Genomic DNA, 17346 nt, shown 5'->3' on the forward strand with positions numbered 1-17346 from the left:
CTTGATCCGCGACAACAAGCAGAGAACCGTGAACCTGCCCTCAGCGCGGACGGCGGCGCAGTGCGCCGAGGCCCAATCCTGCCAGCATGAGAACAGCAGCGCCTGGAAGCGGAATCTCTTCACCGCTTACACGGATGTCGTCGATGCCGAACCCACTGTCGTTATCCGAGTTGATGACAAAGGACGTCAGCGGGCTCAGCTCGGCCAGGCCGAAGAAGAGCACCTCATCATTAGAGCCCGCGGCAAGGGCGTAGGTCTCGCCGCCAGCAGTGAGCGTGAATGTGCCGCCAGACTGATCGAGGTCGGAATAATTGAAACCGAACTCGGTGACCGGGACGTCGAACGTGAAGGTGTACTGAGCACCAACGAAGGCGATGTCGGTATCCAGATACAGGTACTGGCTGCCTCCCGGAGTTGAGTTGACTGCTCCAAACAGCGGTTGGTTCACCACCTTCACGGCGTTTTCGGTCGCGGTGACGGTGAACCCGTCAAAGGAAGCCACTGACACACCGCCCGAACCAGCCGTGCCGATGAGAGCTTCGTCCTCGAACGTCTCGATCGTGAACGACCCTGCAGCGGCGTCGTAGGCAGCGGCGTCCGTGAAGACTGCCGCCGAGGCGGGAACCATAACCAACGAAGCGGCCGCGGCCGCACTCAGAACAAGCTTCATTCTACTCTCCGATTCGAGAAACCCTCGTCGGAAACGGTACCCTCAGCCGCGGAGGAACAACAGCTGAATTCCCAGACCGACACTACCGCAGGAGTTGCACTCCGTGAGCGCTCTAGGGAGGCGCTAAGCCACCGGCCGGGCGCCGCCGAAGTCGATGCCGAACAGGTGTTCGAGGCTTGTCCGCGGCAGGCCTTCCTTCACCTGGTCATGCACCGTCAGGTTCACCGCCTTGAGGATCACGCGGACCGCGCGGACGCTGTCTCCCTCAGGCACCACGTCGAAGTCGAGGACGTTGATCCCGCAAAGGTCCTGCTCAAAATGCGTGAGCGCGGCGAGGCCTCCGCCGGTCAGGTGGGCCAGCAGGATACGGTTCACGCCCTCATGGGCGACAAGGACCGCCTGCCGCCAGCGGTGCTGCGCGAGCAGGTCATCGAGGCTCGCGACGATCCGGGCTTCGGCGTCGGCGAAGAGCTCTCCTCCGGGAAGAAAGCTCGCGCCCTCCTCATCGGCGCCGTCAAAACTAAACGCCAGACGGGCGGCGAGCTCTTCAGGCGTTTCCACCACAACCTGACCGCCGCGGAGCTCGGCGAACCCGTCGATGGAGGTCCGGGGAGGTTCCGACCCCCCTTCCCCGAGCACGATGCTGAGCGTCTCGCGGGTCCTCGGTAGCCCCGAATCAAAGGCTGCGTCGAACCTGATCCCGGCAAGAGCACGGCCGGCAGCCTGCGCCTGCTCGCGCCCTTCATCGGTCAGAGGAACTTGCGTGAAGTCTTCGATATCAGGCGCAAAATAGTTCACGTGGCCATGCCGGAGCAGGTACAGCCTGCGTCGGCCAGTGAGCGGCAAATCGGAATTGTCGGGCATGGGCCTCGTCTGGGGTCAGTTTGGCGGTAGTGGGCGATTGCTCGCTAGCCAGCTTGTCTTTACGTTGATCACTTCAAGGGGTGCGCGCAAGGCCGTGATCGGCGATGATGTGCCGCGCTTCTGGGGCTTCTTGGGGAGAATGGCGCGCGTGCCGGGTCGTCACATCTTAGCTGCGAGCCTTGTGGCTCTCATCGCCGGATACGCCGTGTGGTTCGCGAGCGTCACCCGCCTTGATGCCGAAGCGGCGTGGAGCCGGTTCGAAGCGCTCGGCGCTGCCGGCCATGATGGCCGCGCTGTTCGTCACGGCGACCGGGCCCTCTCTCTTTTTGAAGACGAAGGCCTCGAGACGGTCGCCCTCCACCGCAAGCTCCTCCGCGTAGCCGACGCGCATTACCGCGACGGTGATCCCGGACTGGCCGTTTCGGCCTATGAGACGGCGCTCAACGGTCCCCTCGGCAACGCTCTCGCTGACGAGCGCCGCATCGAGATCAACCGACGCATCGCAAGCTTGGAGCTGGGCGAGGGCCACCCTGCCCGCCCTTCGGTCATCGCGTCGCGCTTCCTCGACCGAGCGGGCGATGCCGTCGCCAACCACACCGATCATGGTGATGAAGAAGGCGGCGAAGGCGAAGAATTCCTCGCGCTGGTCGACGCAATGCGTCCCGATTTCACCGATGTCCTGCCCGCTGATGGCACCGGCGCGAAGATGATCGAAGGCTCGGACGGTGAGCTTCTCAATATCGCGCGCGCCATGACCGATGTTGGCGGTTACTACGCGCTCAGCCCCGACGGCGCCTACGCAGCCGCAGGTCTCCTCTCCGCCGCTCATCAGGTGCGCCAGAGCCAGCTTGGTCCTGACCATGAGGACACGGTGCAGGCCGCCCTCCTCCTCGCCCCGGTCTATGAGCGGATCGATCGCCTCGGCGATGCGGAGCGCCTCTATGAGCAGGTGTTCCGGGCGCGGGAGCGGGCCAAGGGCTCCAACAATCCTGAGCTCAGCCTCTACATCCGCCTCCTCGTTGGGGTGTACGAGAAGCAGGGCCGCCTGACCGAGGCCGAGGCGCTCAACCGGCATATGCGCGACATCTTCCGCGATGCGTTCGGCAAGCGCCGCTATGCTGCGAACCGCTCACGCGACCTGACCTACGCGATCAACCGTCCGGTTTCTGCCGCGTTCCCTCTTGAGGCTGACTATATCCCGCCGGATCTCGTCAGCGCCGCTGACTATGGCGTGCCGCTTTCCAAGCCCGCCCATGTCGAAGAGATGCAGCTCCGTCTTGCAGGGATCGATGAGACTACGATGCCCGAGGCGCTGGGCCAGCTCCTTGACGCCTGCTCGGCGGACGGAGAGCGTCTGACCCTGCGTTCGGCCTACCGCAGCCACAAGACGCAAGTGCTCCTGCACAGGATCAACAAGGACAAGGGCACCGTCGCCAATCCCGGCACCTCCGAGCACCAGCTTGGCCTCGCTGCGGATATCGACGTCAACCGCCGCTTCATGCGCGCGACGGACCGTGCCTATGCCTGCTTCGAGACCAAGGCATGGCAGTACGGCTTCATCCTCAGCTTCCCGCAGGGTAACACCTACCTTCCGGGTAAGGACAGTTTCGAGCCCTGGCACTGGCGTTTCGTCGGGCCGCGCACGGCGCTTCTCTACCGTGAGATCGGTCCCTGGGGCCGTCCGCAGGAGTTCCTCGCTGAGCTCCCCTGCTATGAAGAGCGCGCCCTCTCCGGCCTATTTGTTGACCGCCAGCGCGGCGATGTCTGCCTTGCGGACCTCGACGAGGAAGGACGCGATACCTGATGGTTAGCCAGCAACAGCGCAGGACGCTCACCGTCCGTCTGCTCGGTCGCCAGACCGATGCGCGCTGGCGGCAGGCGCTGATCGCTGAGGGCTGCATCATCCCCACGTCCGGCACGCGATGTGCTGCGCTCATCGACCTTCAGGGCGCTGACGACATCGACAGCCACTTGCGCTTCGCAGTCCGCGAGATGGGTACCGAGCCAGTAATCGCTGTTCTGGGCATGGACGACGCCCTGCCGCGCGCTGTCCATCCGAGCGTCGTCGTCGTTCGTGCCAACGGCGCAGACCCGCGCCCCGTCCTGCGCGCGATCAGCAACTGTGTTTCTTCAAGGCTCCGTGCGCTGACGGCCTCCATCCGGCTCCGCGCGCTGACGGGCATCGGCAGGCCCTATCCCGCCCCGCGTCTTGAGGGCGCAGACGCTCCGGTCCTGCTCCTGACCGAGCCGGGCCCTGACGTGCTGAGCCTCCTGTCCAAGGTGAGCTCGCGCGACCTCGTGGCGCCGCTTTCGTCGAGCCATACGCTTCGGCTTCTCGAAAGCTTCCAAGCGGGCGCGCTGATCATTCATCTCGGCAAAGGCCGGGAGCACCGCCTCCCCGTCCTCAAGCTGATCCGCAGGCAGAGTGACCTCCAGGATCTGCCCGTCGCCGTGATCAGCGAGAGCTGGGACGCTGAAACCGCCGCCGCATGGCTCGGCGCAGGCGCGGACCTTATCGCCAAGCCCGACGAGCTTGAAGGCGTCCTCCGCTGCCTCGGTGCATCGGCCAACCGCTTCGTGACCGAGCGCTCGATCAGGCTCGCGCTTCTCTCCTCCTCCATGGGCGACGACGGCGTCCCCTGCCCGATCTTCGGAGAGGCGCTCTTCGAGCGGATCGCAGCCGAACACAGCTCCGCTGGCGACCCGATGGTGTTCGGCGCGATTGAGCTGAGGTCGGACGAAGTTGCTACGGAGCAGGATTACAGCGAGGCAGGCGTCTACCTCGCCATGGCCCTCTCACCGCTAGACGTGATCTCGCGGCCAAGGGAAAACCTGTTCCTCATCGCCATGCCGCATGCGGACAAGTTCTACGCTGGCCGCACCATGCGCACCCTCCAGACCCTGATCGAGGACCTCAAGTTCGGGCAGGATCCCAACCCCGTCCTGGTCAGAGCGAGGACCGCCTTTACCGATAAGCCCGGCAGCGTTGCTGAGATTCTCGAGAAGCTCTCGGACGAAGTCGACCGCCGCCACGCAGGCTCGCTCCTCCACGCCTAGGCAGCAGCTTCGGCTATCTCCACGAGAACATTCAGCACACGGCGACACCCTTTGAGGCGCGCTTTCTCATCCGGCCAATTTTGCTTGAAGACCAGCTTTTGATCAGGCCGCAGCTTCATGTCGTAAGGCGTATCGGAGAGATACTGGACGAGGCCCATCGGGTTCGGGAACTTGTCGCGGAAAGTGATGACAGCACCCTTCGGTCCGGCGTCGATCTTTGCGACTTCTGCGCGGCGACAGAGTGTCTTGATACCAACGATGTCGAGGAGGTGCTCGACCTCCCGTGGCATAGGCCCGAACCGGTCGATGAGCTCAGCCGCGAAGGCTTCGATCTCCTGACCTTCCTTGGCATCTGAAAGCCGTCTGTAGAGGGACATTCTGACGTCGAGGTCCATGACGTAGGTCTCGGGGATAAGAACAGCCGTGCCGATATTGATCGACGGCGACCAGGTCTCGGATGCAGCCTCGCCGTCCTTCATCTCCGCCACGGCTTCTTCGAGCATGTGCTGGTACATCTCGACGCCGACTTCCTTGACGGTGCCCGATTGCTCTTCACCCAGAAGGTTGCCCGCCCCGCGAATGTCAAGGTCGTGGCTCGCGAGCGTGAAGCCTGCGCCGAGGGTATCGAGGGACTGGAGCACCTTGAGGCGCTTCTGCGCACCGTCGGTCATTTTCTTCCGTGCGCTCGTCGTCAGGTACGCATAGGCCCGCTGCTTCGAGCGGCCGACACGGCCCCTGATCTGGTAGAGCTGCGCCAGGCCGAACATGTCCGCACGGTGAACAATCAGGGTATTGGCCGTCGGCACGTCGATACCGCTCTCCACGATGGTAGTGGCAAGCAGCACGTCGAACTTACCCTCGTAGAAGGCCGTCATGATGTCTTCGAGCTCGCCAGCCGCCATCTGTCCGTGGGCGGTGCGATACTTGACCTCTGGCACCTGGGTGTCGAGCCAGTCTTCGATGTCCTTGAGGTCCGAGACGCGAGGGCAGACATAGAAACTCTGTCCACCCCGGTAATGCTCACGCAGCAGCGTCTCGCGTGCAACAACGCTATCGAACGGACCGATCGTTGTACGAACGGCCAGCCTGTCGACAGGCGGCGTCGCGATGATCGACAGGTCGCGAATGCCTGACATGGAGAGCTGCAGCGTCCGCGGGATAGGCGTCGCCGTCAGGGTCAGGACGTGAGTATCGCCGCGATACTCCTTCAGGCGCTCCTTATGCTTCACGCCGAAATGCTGCTCCTCGTCGATGATGAGGAGGCCGAGGTCACGGAAGCCCACCTGCTTCGACAGGAGCGCATGGGTGCCGATCACGACGTCTACGGACCCATCTTTCAGCCCCGCCCGCGTCTGGCTTGCTTCTTTCTGGCTGACGAACCGCGAGAGCTGACGCACGTTTAGCGGAAATCCAGCAAAGCGCTCCTTGAACCCCTTCGCATGCTGACGAGCGAGGAGCGTCGTGGGACAGATCAGCGCCACCTGCCGCCCGTTCATCGCCGCTACAAAGGCTGCTCGCATGGCGACTTCGGTCTTGCCAAACCCCACATCACCGCAGACGAGCCGGTCCATCGGGCGGCCTGAGCCAAGATCCGTCAGCACGTCATCGATGGCGTTCATCTGGTCATCGGTTTCAGCGTAAGGGAAGCGCGCCGCGAACTCATCATAGGCACCATCAGGAGGGGTCAAGACCTCGGCCTTCTTCGCAGCCCGCTTCGCCGCAATGGCGATGAGCTGCTCGGCCATCATCTTGATCCGCTCACGCATTTTCGCCTTGCGGAGGGACCAGTTTTGACCGCCCAGCTTATCCAGCGGATGGTTGGGATCATCCGAACCAAAGCGGGAGAGCAGTTCGATATTTTCAACCGGCAGATACATTTTGCCAGCATGGTATTCGAGCTCGAGGCAGTCGTGCGGCGCTCCGCCGACTTCCAGCGTCTGAAGCCCCTGGTACCGCCCGACGCCGTGGCTGACATGGACGATCAGGTCACCGATCGACAGTGAGGAAGCTTCGGTCAGGAAATTGTCCGCACGCTTCGTCCGCGACTTCCTGACAAGACGGTCGCCGAGAATGTCCTGCTCGGCGAGGATCGAGATATCGTCGGTCTCGAAACCATTCTCCAGCCCTAGGATGACGACAGGGATCGTGCTCGACCCCGTCTCGACGTCGCTCCAGCTCTTGAGACTTGCGAGGCCCGAAACGTCGTGGTCACCGATGACGGTCTTCAGGCGATCGGCAGAACCCTCCGTCCACCCCGCAATGATGACCTTCTTGTTCTCGCGCTGCGCAGCGATGTGGTCAGCAAAGGCGTTGAAAACGTTGAGCCCCCCTGCCCGCTCGGCAGCAAAGCTGCGGGCCTTCTTGGCGCCGAAGTCAAAGGCGCGCTTGCCGGGCTCCGGCGAGAAGGGAGACAGCGGGCGGAGCGCCACGTTTTGCAGCGTCTCCTTCCACTCGTCCCGCCCAAGATAGAGTGCCTCGGGCTTGAGCGGTCGATACGGCACGCTATCGAGCTGCGCCTTCTCAGAGGAGCGCATATCCTCCGCACGCGCACCGTAATAGTCCTCGATCTGGCTGAACCGTTCATCGACCGCCTCCGTGCCCAGATGGTCGAAGAAGGTGAGGCCCTCGCCCGTATAATCAAAGAGCGTCCCCAGCCCCTCGTAGAAGAGCGGTAGCCAGTGCTCCATCCCTTGCTGACGGCGGCCCTCGCTCACGGCCTCGTAGACCGGGTCGTCTCCGGGCGTGCCGAAGCGTTCGAGATAGCCCTTGCGGAACCGCCTGATGGTATCGTCTCCGAGAAGCACCTCGGACGCTGCGGTCAGGTTGATTTCCCGCCGCTGGTGTGTGGTCATCTGGCTTGCTGCGTCGAACGCGCGGATCGATTCGAGCGTATCACCGAAGAAATCGAGGCGCAGTGGCTCATCCGTCCCCGGAGGGAAGAGGTCGAGGAGGCCGCCCCGCACGGCGAATTCGCCCGGCTCACGTACGGTGGAGGCCCGGCCGTAGCCGTTGGCTACGAGATAGGCGATGAGTTCATCCATCTCGAGCGTCGCGCCCGGCTTCGCAGTGAAGCTCGCGGTACGGATGGTCTCGCGGCTGAGGGTCCGCTGGGTCGCCGCCGCGACGGTGGTGACGACGACCAGGGGTGTCCCCTCCTCCCGCGCAGCGAGGGTCGCCAGCGCCGACAACCTCTCTGCAACGACATCGGGTCCGGGCGACATGCGGTCATAGGGAAGGCAGTCCCAGGCGGGGAACCTGATCACAGGAATGCCCGGAGCAAAGAACTGGAGCGCTGAGACCATCGCAGCCGAGCGCCCTGCGTCGCGGGTGATGACGGTGGTCACCTCGCCTGAAGCCTTGGCGGCTTCTGAGATGAGCAGCGCATCCGCCCCCTCCGGCGCGCCGTAGCACGTGATGTGCCCTGCCGGCCGGTAGGCCTCGGTCTTGCCGATGATCGGGTTGGCTGAGGTCAGCGCCACGGGCTCTCTCCACGCGAAAATAGCGCGGACCGCCTGATGGCGCCGCGCATGAGAGAGCGGGAGTTAGGGGTGTGGGCGGGGAAGATCAACGTGCCCTTCGGGCGCAGTTCTCTGCTGCTCGCTGACGCTCGCGATGGATCCTGGAACGAGTCCAGGATGACGATAGCTGAGAGTTGGTCTCTCCAACCGTCATCCTGGACTTGATCCAGGATCCATCGAAGAAGAAAGCGCGCGAAGCGCTCAAAGCCGCCGCAGCTCGCCCTCGCCGATCTTCAGCGGGCTCGTCCGCATCACGATCAGCTTAAGCTCCATCTCGCGGCCCTTGGAGACGTTCGTTCCGCGCACCACAGCCAGCTCTCGGACTGGCCGCCCCTGCATCCGCCGGTCGAAGGCTTCCCGCTCGCGCTCCTCAACAAAAGCAGCGCGGCAGCCGCGGCCGTTGATCAGGAACTCCGCCGCACCCTGACCATCGGTGAGGAGGGTCTCGGTGCCAAGGTAGAAGACATTCGAAGGCTCGCGATAGCCTGCGGTGGCGAACTCGAGCTGCGCGTCGGTGCAGCCCTCCAGCTGCGTTGCTACGCGCCACATCCGATTCGATGGCCACAGCTCATCAATCGAAGGCGCCGCCAAGCCTGCCAGCACCGCGAGGGTCAGGGTCGCCGGCACAGCCGTGTAGGCCGCTCCATTCACCGACGGCTTGCGCAGCACCGCCACGCCAATGATCAGCGTCAGGATCAGGCAACCCATCAGCGCCAGCACCTCAGGCGTCAGCGGGTTCGCGCCGAGATCATCGAGGGCGAAGTAGAGCCCCGGCACTAGCGCCACCGTGACCAGCGCAAAGATCGCAAGGCTGAAAAAGTGCAGCCCCTTGGCCCACCCCTTCTCCCTCAGCGTCTTCACGTCATGGAGGCCCGCTGCGCAGAGCAGCGCAAACGCCGGATAGACCGGCATGACATAGTGCGGAAGCTTCGTGCCCACGATCTCGTAGATGATGAAGAACGGCAGGGCCCAGGCGAGGAGGAACACCATCGCGGGTTCCTTGCGCCGCAGCCAAGCCGCCGCTGCGCCGAGCCCGAGAAGCGCTGTCCCCGGCCAGAAAAGCGCGGGCAGAAGGGTCGTGTGGTAGCCCATCCAGCCGCCATGATCGTCATCGCCCTCGGCCACCTTGCCGAGGAAGGCGTGGCCAACGCTCTCGCGCAGGAACTCGCCGTTCGTCTGGATGCTGATCGCTGTGACCCATGTGAATCCGACAACGGCGAAGACCACGAGCCCCGGGAGCGGCCTCAGCCGCTTCAGCGCCCGCCAGTCCCGCGTGATCCCCACATAGAACACCAGCGTCGCCACCGTCATGATAGCGATGATCGGTCCCTTGATGAGGACGGCCAGCCCGCTCGCGAACCAGAAGAGCAGCGGCCAGGTCCTGAATTCCTTCGGCGGCGAGCCCTTCGGCTGGACGAGCAGCTGGAACAGCGCGAGCTGTGACAGCGCGCCCGCAGCCATCAGCATGCTGTCAGTCTTCGCTAGCCGTGCATCAACAGCAACGAGGATCGAGAACGCGAGAATGCCCCCGGCTATCGCCCCATAGGCGCCGCCAAAGATCCTTGCGCCGATCAATGCTGTGACCAACGCGGTAATCACCACGCCCAGATAGCTCGGTATGCGGTAGGCCCCGATCGGCGCGTCGTCCTGCCCGAAGGCTTGCGCAGCGACCACCTGCATCCAGTAGATGCCCGCAGGCTTCACGTAGCGGGGGTCTTTCTGGAACCGGATATCGACATAGTCGCCGGTCTCCATCATCTGCGTCGCGGCCTGGGAGTAGCGGGCCTCGTCGCGGTCCGTGACCGGCAGGGTCCACTGCCCGGGGAAGAGGACGAGAACGACCACCCAGAGCATCAGGAACGCCCGGCCGATGCCAAGCTTTCCCGCCGGCTGGTACGCCGTGCCGAGGGGCGTCATCGCGTGCCCTCAGGGCGGAGGAGGAGGAACGGCGCAGGCACGTGGGTCCTGCGCATCAGCCAGAGAACGCCCATCAGGTCGAAAAAGCCTGCGGCAGCTCTGCCGATGTTCGAATACTTCGAGACACCCGACGCACGCGGACGGTTCGTGACCGGAACGTAGCGGGCTTCGAAGCCGAAATGCTTCGTCCACGCCGGAAAATAGCGGTGCAGCGCGTCGAAGAACGGCATGGCGAGGAACAGGTCGCGGGGCATCATCTTCAACCCGCACGCCGTATCCGGGCAGTCGTCCTTGAGGAGGGACTTGCGCAGGTTGTTGGCCGCTCGCGAAGCCCATTTGCGGCTGCCGCCATCGGTCCGGTTCTGGCGGACGCCGCCGACAAGGCCGACCTCTCCTACCGAACCGAGGTCGATCTCTTTGGACATGCGGACAAGGTCGTCAGGATTGTCCTGCCCGTCGCCGTCCATCGTGCCGATCCAGATCGTGTCTGCTGCAAGGACACCCGTCCTCAGCGCAGCGCTCTTCCCGGCCCGGTTCGGGTGGGTGATGACCGTGAGCCTGTCCGAACTGACGCTGTTCGCAGCCTCTGAGGTGCCATCGTCAGAGCCATCGTCCACGACGATGATCTTCGCGCCGATCGCTTCGCTCTTCTCGAGCACTTCAGAGATCACCGCGCCGATATTCTCGGCCTCGTTGAAGCAAGGGATGATGATGGACAGGGTGGTGGAGGACATGCCGCGCAGCCTACGAAACTCAAGGCTCGCGGCCTAGGCGCTTCGGGGCTCCAGGGCAATCTTTGGGTTGGGTGGCGTACCGTGCTGAACGTCTTTCGGTCCGTTGATCGATCGAGGACGCCCCTCCAAAAGGGAAAGAGCGTGCCGGAGCTACTCCCCACCCTTTCCTGCCGCACCGCATCACGGCAAGCTCCTCGAAGAAACAGGGGTATTCTAATGATCCGTCAGGAACTTGCGCGGTCGATGGACCATGATCCGCACTTCAAATGGCGCGGCACGGACGTCACGCGGCTCGAGAACCTGTCGGATATCGTCTTCGCCATCGCCTTCGGCATGATCGTGATGAGCGGCGATGCCCCGCGGACCTTTGAGGACCTCAACCAGTTCCTGATCGGCCTCGTGCCCGTCATCTTCGCGTTCGTTGTCATGATGTATATCTGGAACGCGCACTTTCTGTTCTTCAGGCGCTATTCGCTGGCCGACGCGACCGTAGTGTTCGCCAACGGTGTCCTGCTGCTGTTCGTCCTCGTGATCGCCTACCCGCTCAGGTTCATCTTTGATTCGCTCTACGGCTATCTGCTGCTGTTGGCAGGATACCCTGACTATGTGATCGACCTCAGGATCGATTTCCGCCGCGCAGGAATCATCATGGGCTACTTCACGGCAGGTTTCCTGATCACCGAACTGATCTTCACCTTCCTGTACGCCTACGCGCTGAAGAAAGCGGACCAGATCGGCCTGAGCGCCGATGAAAGAACGCTCACGCGCCGCACAGTCTGGATCTTCGCCACCGGCGCTGGATGGGCGGCCCTCGCCTGCACCCTTGCCGTACTGACCCCGCTCGGAGGGTTCGCCGGGTTCTTCCTGAACGGCACGGCGATCACCTCGCCGCTCATCAGGCGCAGGATGCGCGCGAAGGGCGAGTAGCCCTAGCGCTGGGGCATCGTCTCCGCGACGTCGAAGGCCTGGAGCATCTCGAGTACCGGGCCCTGGTAGTTCGTGGGCGCTTCTTCCCGACCGATGATCCAGCCGTAGAGCTCCTGATCCGGCACTTCGAGGAGCAGCCGGAATTCCTCGACCTGCGCATCGGTCATGGTCGCAAGGTTGGCCTTGGCGAACCGGCCAATGACGATGTCCGCTTCCTTGAAGCCGCGATAGTTGGCCCGGTAGAGGAGCCGCTTGCGTTCAGGCGATAGATTTTCTGACATGGGCATCTCCATAACCGATTTGACGACAGGCGCGGGAAGGACGAATGAACAGATCGGCCGCCCCTGACAAGTTGCCGGGTTGCCTCAGGGCGGCAACATCATCATATCGCATCGCCGAACCTAGGAGATCGTGCCCGTGACCTACGTCGTCACCGACGCCTGTATTGCCTGCAAGTACACAGACTGCGTGGAAGTCTGCCCAGTTGACTGCTTTTACGAGGGCGAGAACTTCTTGGTGATCAAGCCGGAAGAATGCATCGACTGCGGCGTCTGCGAGCCGGAATGCCCGGTGGATGCGATCGTCGCCGATACCGAGGACCCTGACGGCAAATGGGTCGAGATCAACTCGAAATATGCCGAAAGCTGGCCCAACATCACCGTGGCAAAGCCTGCCTTGCCCGAGGCTGACAAGATGGCGTCGGTCGAGAACAAGCTCGAGACGCATTTCAGCCCGAACCCCGGCACGGGCGATTGATCTAAATTAAGACGAATCCCACCCTGATACGGCGCGCTGGCAATCCTTGGTGGATTGTGCTATGACAGTTCGATGGCGATCGGGTGTGTGGCGAGTGACTGCCTGCCGCGTTTGTGCGGCAGGGTTTACGGTTTCTCTGGTCCCTCGGCTAGGGAGGGCCAGACGCGAAAACCACACGCAGGCTGAGAGGACCACGTGTCCTTAGGCCCGGTCAACAGGTGATCGCACGGAACGCTAACGAGGTTTTCGACAGTAAGCTCTCCCGCTCCCCCGGGCCGCGCTCCTTGTCGTTTCTCTCGCTCTGACGTGAGACCGTGCTTAAAAGAGAAGGCAAACGTGGCTAGTTCAAACACTTCGAACGCACTGAAGGCGATCAAGGTCGCCCCGGCTCAGACCAAGAACAAGAAAACCGACTCCGAGGAGAAGCCGAAGATTGCTCCGGCTCCGCTGCGCCCCGCCCTCAAGGTGGCGAAACGTGCGGAAGCCAACCGTGACAAGAACCAGAAGTTCAAAGTCAAAACCAACATCATCTATCCCGCTCACGGCGTCGGTTACATCACCGAGATCGAGAAGCAGGAAATCGCCGGCATGGAGATCGAGCTCTTCGTGATCGAGTTCGAGCACGAGAAGATGAAGCTCCGCGTGCCGGTCGCGAAAGCTGCCTCTGCAGGCATGCGCAATCTCGCGACCGCCAAGAAGATCGACGAGATGATGACCCTCATTCAGGGCAAGCCGCGTATCAAGCGGACCATGTGGTCCCGCCGTGCCCAGGAGTATGAGGCGAAGATCAACTCGGGTGACCTCCAGGCCGTTTGCGAAGTCGTTCGCGACCTCTTCCGCCCTGCCGACCAGCCTGAGCAGAGCTACTCCGAACGCCAACTCTTCGAGCAAGCCCGTGAGCGCTTCGGTCGCGAAGTCGCTGCTGTCCGGAAGAAGTCCCTGGACGATGCGATCAAAGAGATCATGACCAACCTCGAAAAGCGCGCGAAAGCAGAAGCGTAGGCGATCTAGGTCATACCATTGCTGAAGGGCGCCCTCGTGGCGCCCTTTTCTTTTGCACGACCGATGGGAACTTACGCCCGAGATCCCCGGTTCTTTTGTCGCAGAGATCCGCAGGACGCGGCTCAAGTTTCAAGGACGACTGGCCGGTCATGCTGGATGCGCAAATCTCAGACGAGCAGAGACTTCGGGAGCTCGAGGCGGAGGTACAGCGCCTTTCGAAAGATCTCGAAGCGAAGACGCGCGAGGCTATGGTCGCCAATCAGCGCGTTACGCTGCTTGAAGCAGCACTGGAAATGGTTCCCGTGGGTGTGGTTCTGGCCGACAAGACGGGACACATCTTCTACGGAAACAAGATGGTCGAGCAGATGGTAAAGCACCCTGTGCTGCACTCGCCAGACGTCGACGCCTATCGCGAGTGGAAAGCCTATCACCCCGATGGCAGCCGGGTTGAAGGACACGAATACCCTCTCGGCCGCGCGCTCTTGGGCGAAGAGGAGCCGGAGCTCCTCGTCGATTATGAACGCGGCGACGGATCACGCTTCTGGATGAAGATCATCGGTCACCAGACCAGGGATAGCCTTGGCGAACTTTCCGGCGCCGCTGTCGCCTGTATCGACGTGGACGATGAGACGAAGCTGTTCGAGCAGCACCAGCTCCTCATCAAGGAACTGAACCACCGGGTGAAGAACGCTTTCGCGGTCATGAAGTCGATCGTCAGCCAGTCCCTCCGTGGGCAGAATATCCCAGAAGGCCTGCGTTCGACGATCGACAAGAGGCTCCACGCCTATGCGCAGGCCCATTCCCAGCTCGTCGGTACGGCTTGGCAGTCCGCCTCGATCCAACAAATCGCTGGAGACGTTCTCGACCCGATCGGAGACAACCGGATCTCGATGTCCGGCCCCGAAGTTCAGCTGCCTTCGGAGCAGGCACTGTCGCTCTCGATGGCGCTTTACGAGCTTGCGACGAACGCCACGAAGTACGGCGCCCTCAGCACACCTCACGGCCATGTCAGCTTAACTTGGGCTAAGACGGTGGACCCAACAGGCCAACATCGTGTTCAAATGTCATGGCGGGAGCAAAACGGCCCCGCCGCGAACGAGCCGACCCGGAAGGGCTTTGGTTCCTTCATCATAGACCGTGCCATAGCCGCGCAGACGGAAGGCTCGGTAACGCTGGATTATAATGACACGGGCTTCGCATGGACGTTGGACATGCCAGCCGATCAGGGTGCCGATTAATGATGGTTGCTGCGCAACAGAACCTGGAAGATGCACTGGCGAAGATTTTCATCGTCGAGGATGAGGTGACCATCGCATTCGAGATGTCCGACACGCTCGAGGACCTCGGCTTCGAAGTCGTCGGCCCGAGCGTGCATCTGTCAGATGCCAAGAAGCGCGCCGCCACGCTGGATATCGACGTCGCCTTCCTCGACGTGAACCTCGGCTCCGGGAAGACCTCGAAGCCCGTGGTCGATATCCTCCGTGAACGCAATATCCCCTACGTCTTCATCACCGCCTACGACACCGATCAGATCAACTTCATTCGCGAAGGCGATATCGTCCTCAAGAAGCCAGTGAACGAGGCCAAGCTCCTCAAAGCTGTCCGCCGGATGCTTGACGAGAGCTAGGCGCGACGAGCGTTTGCATCCGCGGCCAACTGGCGGCAGACCCTTCCGATGGAACTGCTGCCGCTTCTTCCTCCGATCCTCGCATTGGCGCTCGCGTTCTGGACGCGCCACGTCCTGCTGTCGCTTCTGACGGGCCTTGCGGTCGCGGAGCTGCTGATCCTGTCTGGACACGTGCCGATGACGTTTCCGGCCACGGTGGACAGGATCGTCAATGTCGTGACGTCGCCTGGCGATGCGCAGATCCTTCTCTTCTGCCTTCTCGTCGGCGGTCTTCTCGCCCTGATGCGCGAGTCAGGCGGCATCTCGGCCACGGTCAGCCGGCTGATCCAGTCAGGCGCCGTCGCCAGCCCCCGCAAGGCATCCTTCGCGACGGCAGGCACGGGCATACTCCTCTTCATCGAGACGAATATCAGCCTTCTCGCGTCGGGCATCCTTGGAAGGCCACTCTTCGACAGGCTGGGCATGAGCCGTGAGCGGCTGGCGTGGGTGATCGACTCCACCTGCGCACCGATCAGTGTGCTGATCCTCATGAATGGCTGGGGAGCCTACGCCCTCGGGCTCGTCGATCCTTACGTCGAAGGTTCAGCCGTCAGCGTCGTTGCGGGCTCGATCCCGCTCAACTTCTACGCCCTCATCACCGTCGGGATTGTCCTCGTCACCGCATGGTCGGGCAAGCTATTCGGCCCAATGAAGCACGCCAGCAGCAGGGCCGAGGGCGCGGAGAATACGATCCCGCCGACCCGCATGAGATACATGCTGGTGCCCGCGACGATCCTGATCTTCGGCACGCTCGCCTTCATGCTCTGGACAGGCGAAGGCTCGATCCTCGCAGGCGATGGCGCCCGATCCGTATTGCTCGCGACGACCCTCGCGTTGACCGTGCTCATCGCCATGCTCGTCATCGGCAAGCGCTTCTCTGCTGACGAAGTCACCGACACCACGTTCAAAGGCATCGGAGAGCTCCTCCCCGCCACCGCCGTGATCCTCCTCGCGCTCGCGCTTGGCGACAGCCTGAGGGCGCTCGGCACAGGCGACCTCATCGCAAGCCTCGCGACGTCCTTCCCGGCCCCCTTCGCCTTCCCGGCGCTGATCTTCCTGGCAGCAGCAGGCACCAGCTTCGCCGTCGGCACGAGTTGGGGCACCTATGGCATCCTCATCCCCGTCGCGATGCCGCTGGCCATCGGCGCGGGCATTCCGCCGAGCCTCATGCTGGCCGCCGTCCTTGGCGGAGGAGTCTTCGGCGACCACGCCTCCCCGATCTCCGATACGACGCTGATCGCGAGCCTCGCGGCGGGCTGTGACCATATCGAGCACGTGAAGACCCAGCTCCCCTACGCCTTGACTGGCGCCGGTCTCGCCACCCTCGGCTATCTGGTCGCAGGCCTCCTCACGGTCTGACCGCCGAACCAACAGGCACCGCAGGGCGTTCTCCTTTCGACAGATTGAAAGGACCCACGCCATGGATCTCGGCATCAAGGGACGCACCGCTCTCATCACCGGAGGCGCAGGCACGATGGGCCGCGCCGTCGCGGAACTCCTCATCGCGGAGGGCTGCCAGGTCATCCTCACAGACATCGACGAGGACGACGTTCAGAAAACAGCTCAGGAACTGGGCAACGGAACCGTCGGCTTCGCGGCTGACCTCTCGACCAAGGAAGGCTCAGACGCCTTCGCGAAGAAGATCGACCAAAGCCCCGACATCCTCGTCCACGCAGCAGGCATCACCGGCGCGAAAGGCGATCCGCTGGAGATCGATGAGGAGGATTACATGCACGCCCTCCAGATCGACTTCCTGTCAGGCGTCCGCCTCGCCAAGGACTTCGTTCCTGGCATGGCCGAGCGGGGCTGGGGCCGCGTCGTGTACGTCACTTCTGAAAATGTCGCCCAGTCGTACCCTGACGAAGTCGTCTACAACTCCGCCAAGTCCGCGCTCCTCAGCTTCGCCAAGGGCCTCTCCATGCCCTACGCGAAGAAGGGCGTCCTCGTGAACGCCGTCGCCCCGGCCTTCATCGAAACCAACATGACCGACGGCATGATGGAGCAGCGCATGGAGAAGCACGACGACATCGACTCCATGGAAGAGGCGGTCGAAACCTTCCTCGAAGAGGAGCGCCCCTACCTCACCCTCGGCCGCCGTGGACGCCCTGAGGAGGTTGCAGCGGCGATCGCCTTCCTTTGCTCGGAGCGCGCAAGCTTCGTGGTCGGATCGAATTACCGCGTTGATGGTGGGGCAGTCGCCTCGCTCGACATCTAGCCGTCAGGCTGAAGGCAGGG

The 17346-nt window shown here is 62.8% G+C and carries 15 protein-coding genes; 9 read left to right on the forward strand and 6 right to left on the reverse strand.

Features of this window, described 5'->3' with window-relative positions; translation table 11 throughout:
- Positions 1 to 40: 40 nt before the first annotated feature.
- Together HK107_RS01085 and HK107_RS01090 are read right to left on the reverse strand one after the other, a co-directional pair.
- The gene (locus HK107_RS01085) at positions 41 to 670 is read right to left on the reverse strand and encodes a VPLPA-CTERM sorting domain-containing protein (RefSeq protein WP_173195962.1); all 630 of its coding nucleotides are present in this window, start codon (positions 668 to 670) and stop codon (positions 41 to 43) included.
- 123 nt (positions 671 to 793) lie between these two features.
- Complete coding sequence (locus tag HK107_RS01090; RefSeq protein WP_173195964.1) at positions 794 to 1534, reverse strand: histidine phosphatase family protein; 741 nt, start codon at positions 1532 to 1534, stop codon at positions 794 to 796.
- Here HK107_RS01090 and HK107_RS15915 point away from each other — a divergent pair.
- Together HK107_RS15915 and HK107_RS01100 are read left to right on the forward strand one after the other, a co-directional pair.
- A complete protein-coding gene (locus tag HK107_RS15915) occupies positions 1506 to 3338 on the forward strand; it encodes a D-alanyl-D-alanine carboxypeptidase family protein (protein ID WP_173195966.1) in 1833 nt (610 codons plus the stop codon). The genes HK107_RS01090 and HK107_RS15915 overlap by 29 nt on opposite strands.
- Positions 3338 to 4591 carry a hypothetical protein gene (locus tag HK107_RS01100; protein ID WP_173195968.1) on the forward strand — a complete coding sequence of 418 codons (1254 nt, stop codon included), beginning with the start codon at positions 3338 to 3340 and terminating at the stop codon, positions 4589 to 4591. Before HK107_RS15915 ends, HK107_RS01100 begins: the two co-directional genes overlap by 1 nt.
- Here HK107_RS01100 and mfd read toward each other — a convergent pair.
- The 3 genes from mfd to HK107_RS01115 all read right to left on the reverse strand — a co-directional run bounded on the left by mfd (position 4588) and on the right by HK107_RS01115 (position 10760).
- Positions 4588 to 8070 carry a transcription-repair coupling factor gene (gene mfd / locus HK107_RS01105; RefSeq protein WP_332871456.1) on the reverse strand — a complete coding sequence of 1161 codons (3483 nt, stop codon included), beginning with the start codon at positions 8068 to 8070 and terminating at the stop codon, positions 4588 to 4590. The two genes, HK107_RS01100 and mfd, sit on opposite strands and share 4 nt — an antisense overlap.
- 240 nt (positions 8071 to 8310) lie before the next feature.
- Entirely contained in the window at positions 8311 to 10026 is a 1716-nt protein-coding gene (locus HK107_RS01110) for an ArnT family glycosyltransferase (RefSeq protein ID WP_173195970.1), read from the reverse strand.
- A complete protein-coding gene (locus tag HK107_RS01115; protein WP_173195972.1) occupies positions 10023 to 10760 on the reverse strand; it encodes a glycosyltransferase family 2 protein in 738 nt (245 codons plus the stop codon). Before HK107_RS01115 ends, HK107_RS01110 begins: the two co-directional genes overlap by 4 nt.
- A 216-nt stretch (positions 10761 to 10976) precedes the next feature.
- On the opposite strand from HK107_RS01115, the gene HK107_RS01120 reads away from it, so the two are divergent.
- Positions 10977 to 11687, forward strand: a complete 711-nt coding sequence (locus HK107_RS01120; protein WP_173195974.1) for a TMEM175 family protein — start codon at positions 10977 to 10979, stop codon at positions 11685 to 11687.
- 2 nt (positions 11688 to 11689) lie between these two features.
- On the opposite strand, the gene HK107_RS01125 is transcribed toward HK107_RS01120, so the two are convergent.
- Entirely contained in the window at positions 11690 to 11968 is a 279-nt protein-coding gene (locus HK107_RS01125) for an FAD assembly factor SdhE (RefSeq protein WP_173195976.1), read from the reverse strand.
- A gap of 136 nt (positions 11969 to 12104) precedes the next feature.
- On the opposite strand from HK107_RS01125, the gene fdxA reads away from it, so the two are divergent.
- The 6 genes from fdxA (at position 12105) to HK107_RS01155 (ending at position 17326) form a co-directional block, all read left to right on the forward strand.
- A complete protein-coding gene (fdxA, locus tag HK107_RS01130) occupies positions 12105 to 12443 on the forward strand; it encodes a ferredoxin FdxA (protein ID WP_173195978.1) in 339 nt (112 codons plus the stop codon).
- A 465-nt stretch (positions 12444 to 12908) separates the two neighbouring features.
- Positions 12909 to 13445 (forward strand): CarD family transcriptional regulator, encoded by a 537-nt coding sequence (locus HK107_RS01135; RefSeq protein WP_173198673.1) that lies wholly within the window; start codon positions 12909 to 12911, stop codon positions 13443 to 13445.
- A gap of 149 nt (positions 13446 to 13594) precedes the next feature.
- Positions 13595 to 14683 carry a sensor histidine kinase gene (locus HK107_RS01140; RefSeq protein ID WP_173195980.1) on the forward strand — a complete coding sequence of 363 codons (1089 nt, stop codon included), beginning with the start codon at positions 13595 to 13597 and terminating at the stop codon, positions 14681 to 14683.
- Entirely contained in the window at positions 14683 to 15072 is a 390-nt protein-coding gene (locus HK107_RS01145) for a response regulator (protein ID WP_198912255.1), read from the forward strand. The genes HK107_RS01140 and HK107_RS01145 overlap by 1 nt, the downstream gene beginning before the upstream one ends.
- Before the next feature lie 48 nt (positions 15073 to 15120).
- Entirely contained in the window at positions 15121 to 16470 is a 1350-nt protein-coding gene (locus HK107_RS01150; protein WP_173195982.1) for a Na+/H+ antiporter NhaC family protein, read from the forward strand.
- 61 nt (positions 16471 to 16531) lie between these two features.
- Entirely contained in the window at positions 16532 to 17326 is a 795-nt protein-coding gene (locus HK107_RS01155) for an SDR family NAD(P)-dependent oxidoreductase (protein ID WP_173195984.1), read from the forward strand.
- Positions 17327 to 17346 lie beyond the last annotated feature (20 nt).

Origin of the sequence: Parvularcula mediterranea, from assembly GCF_013085255.1 — a bacterium.
In the GTDB taxonomy this organism is placed as follows: Bacteria; Pseudomonadota; Alphaproteobacteria; order Caulobacterales; family Parvularculaceae; genus Parvularcula; species Parvularcula mediterranea.

Coding starts and splice junctions, on each gene's coding strand:
- HK107_RS01110 (WP_173195970.1), bottom strand. CDS start 10,026: ATGACGCCCCTCGGCACGGCGTACCAGCCGGCGGGAAAGCTTGGCATC.
- HK107_RS01100 (WP_173195968.1), top strand. CDS start 3,338: ATGGTTAGCCAGCAACAGCGCAGGACGCTCACCGTCCGTCTGCTCGGT.
- HK107_RS01125 (WP_173195976.1), bottom strand. CDS start 11,968: ATGTCAGAAAATCTATCGCCTGAACGCAAGCGGCTCCTCTACCGGGCC.
- HK107_RS01150 (WP_173195982.1), top strand. CDS start 15,121: ATGGAACTGCTGCCGCTTCTTCCTCCGATCCTCGCATTGGCGCTCGCG.
- HK107_RS01155 (WP_173195984.1), top strand. CDS start 16,532: ATGGATCTCGGCATCAAGGGACGCACCGCTCTCATCACCGGAGGCGCA.
- HK107_RS01090 (WP_173195964.1), bottom strand. CDS start 1,534: ATGCCCGACAATTCCGATTTGCCGCTCACTGGCCGACGCAGGCTGTAC.
- HK107_RS01140 (WP_173195980.1), top strand. CDS start 13,595: ATGCTGGATGCGCAAATCTCAGACGAGCAGAGACTTCGGGAGCTCGAG.
- HK107_RS01115 (WP_173195972.1), bottom strand. CDS start 10,760: ATGTCCTCCACCACCCTGTCCATCATCATCCCTTGCTTCAACGAGGCC.
- HK107_RS01145 (WP_198912255.1), top strand. CDS start 14,683: ATGATGGTTGCTGCGCAACAGAACCTGGAAGATGCACTGGCGAAGATT.
- HK107_RS01085 (WP_173195962.1), bottom strand. CDS start 670: ATGAAGCTTGTTCTGAGTGCGGCCGCGGCCGCTTCGTTGGTTATGGTT.
- HK107_RS01120 (WP_173195974.1), top strand. CDS start 10,977: ATGATCCGTCAGGAACTTGCGCGGTCGATGGACCATGATCCGCACTTC.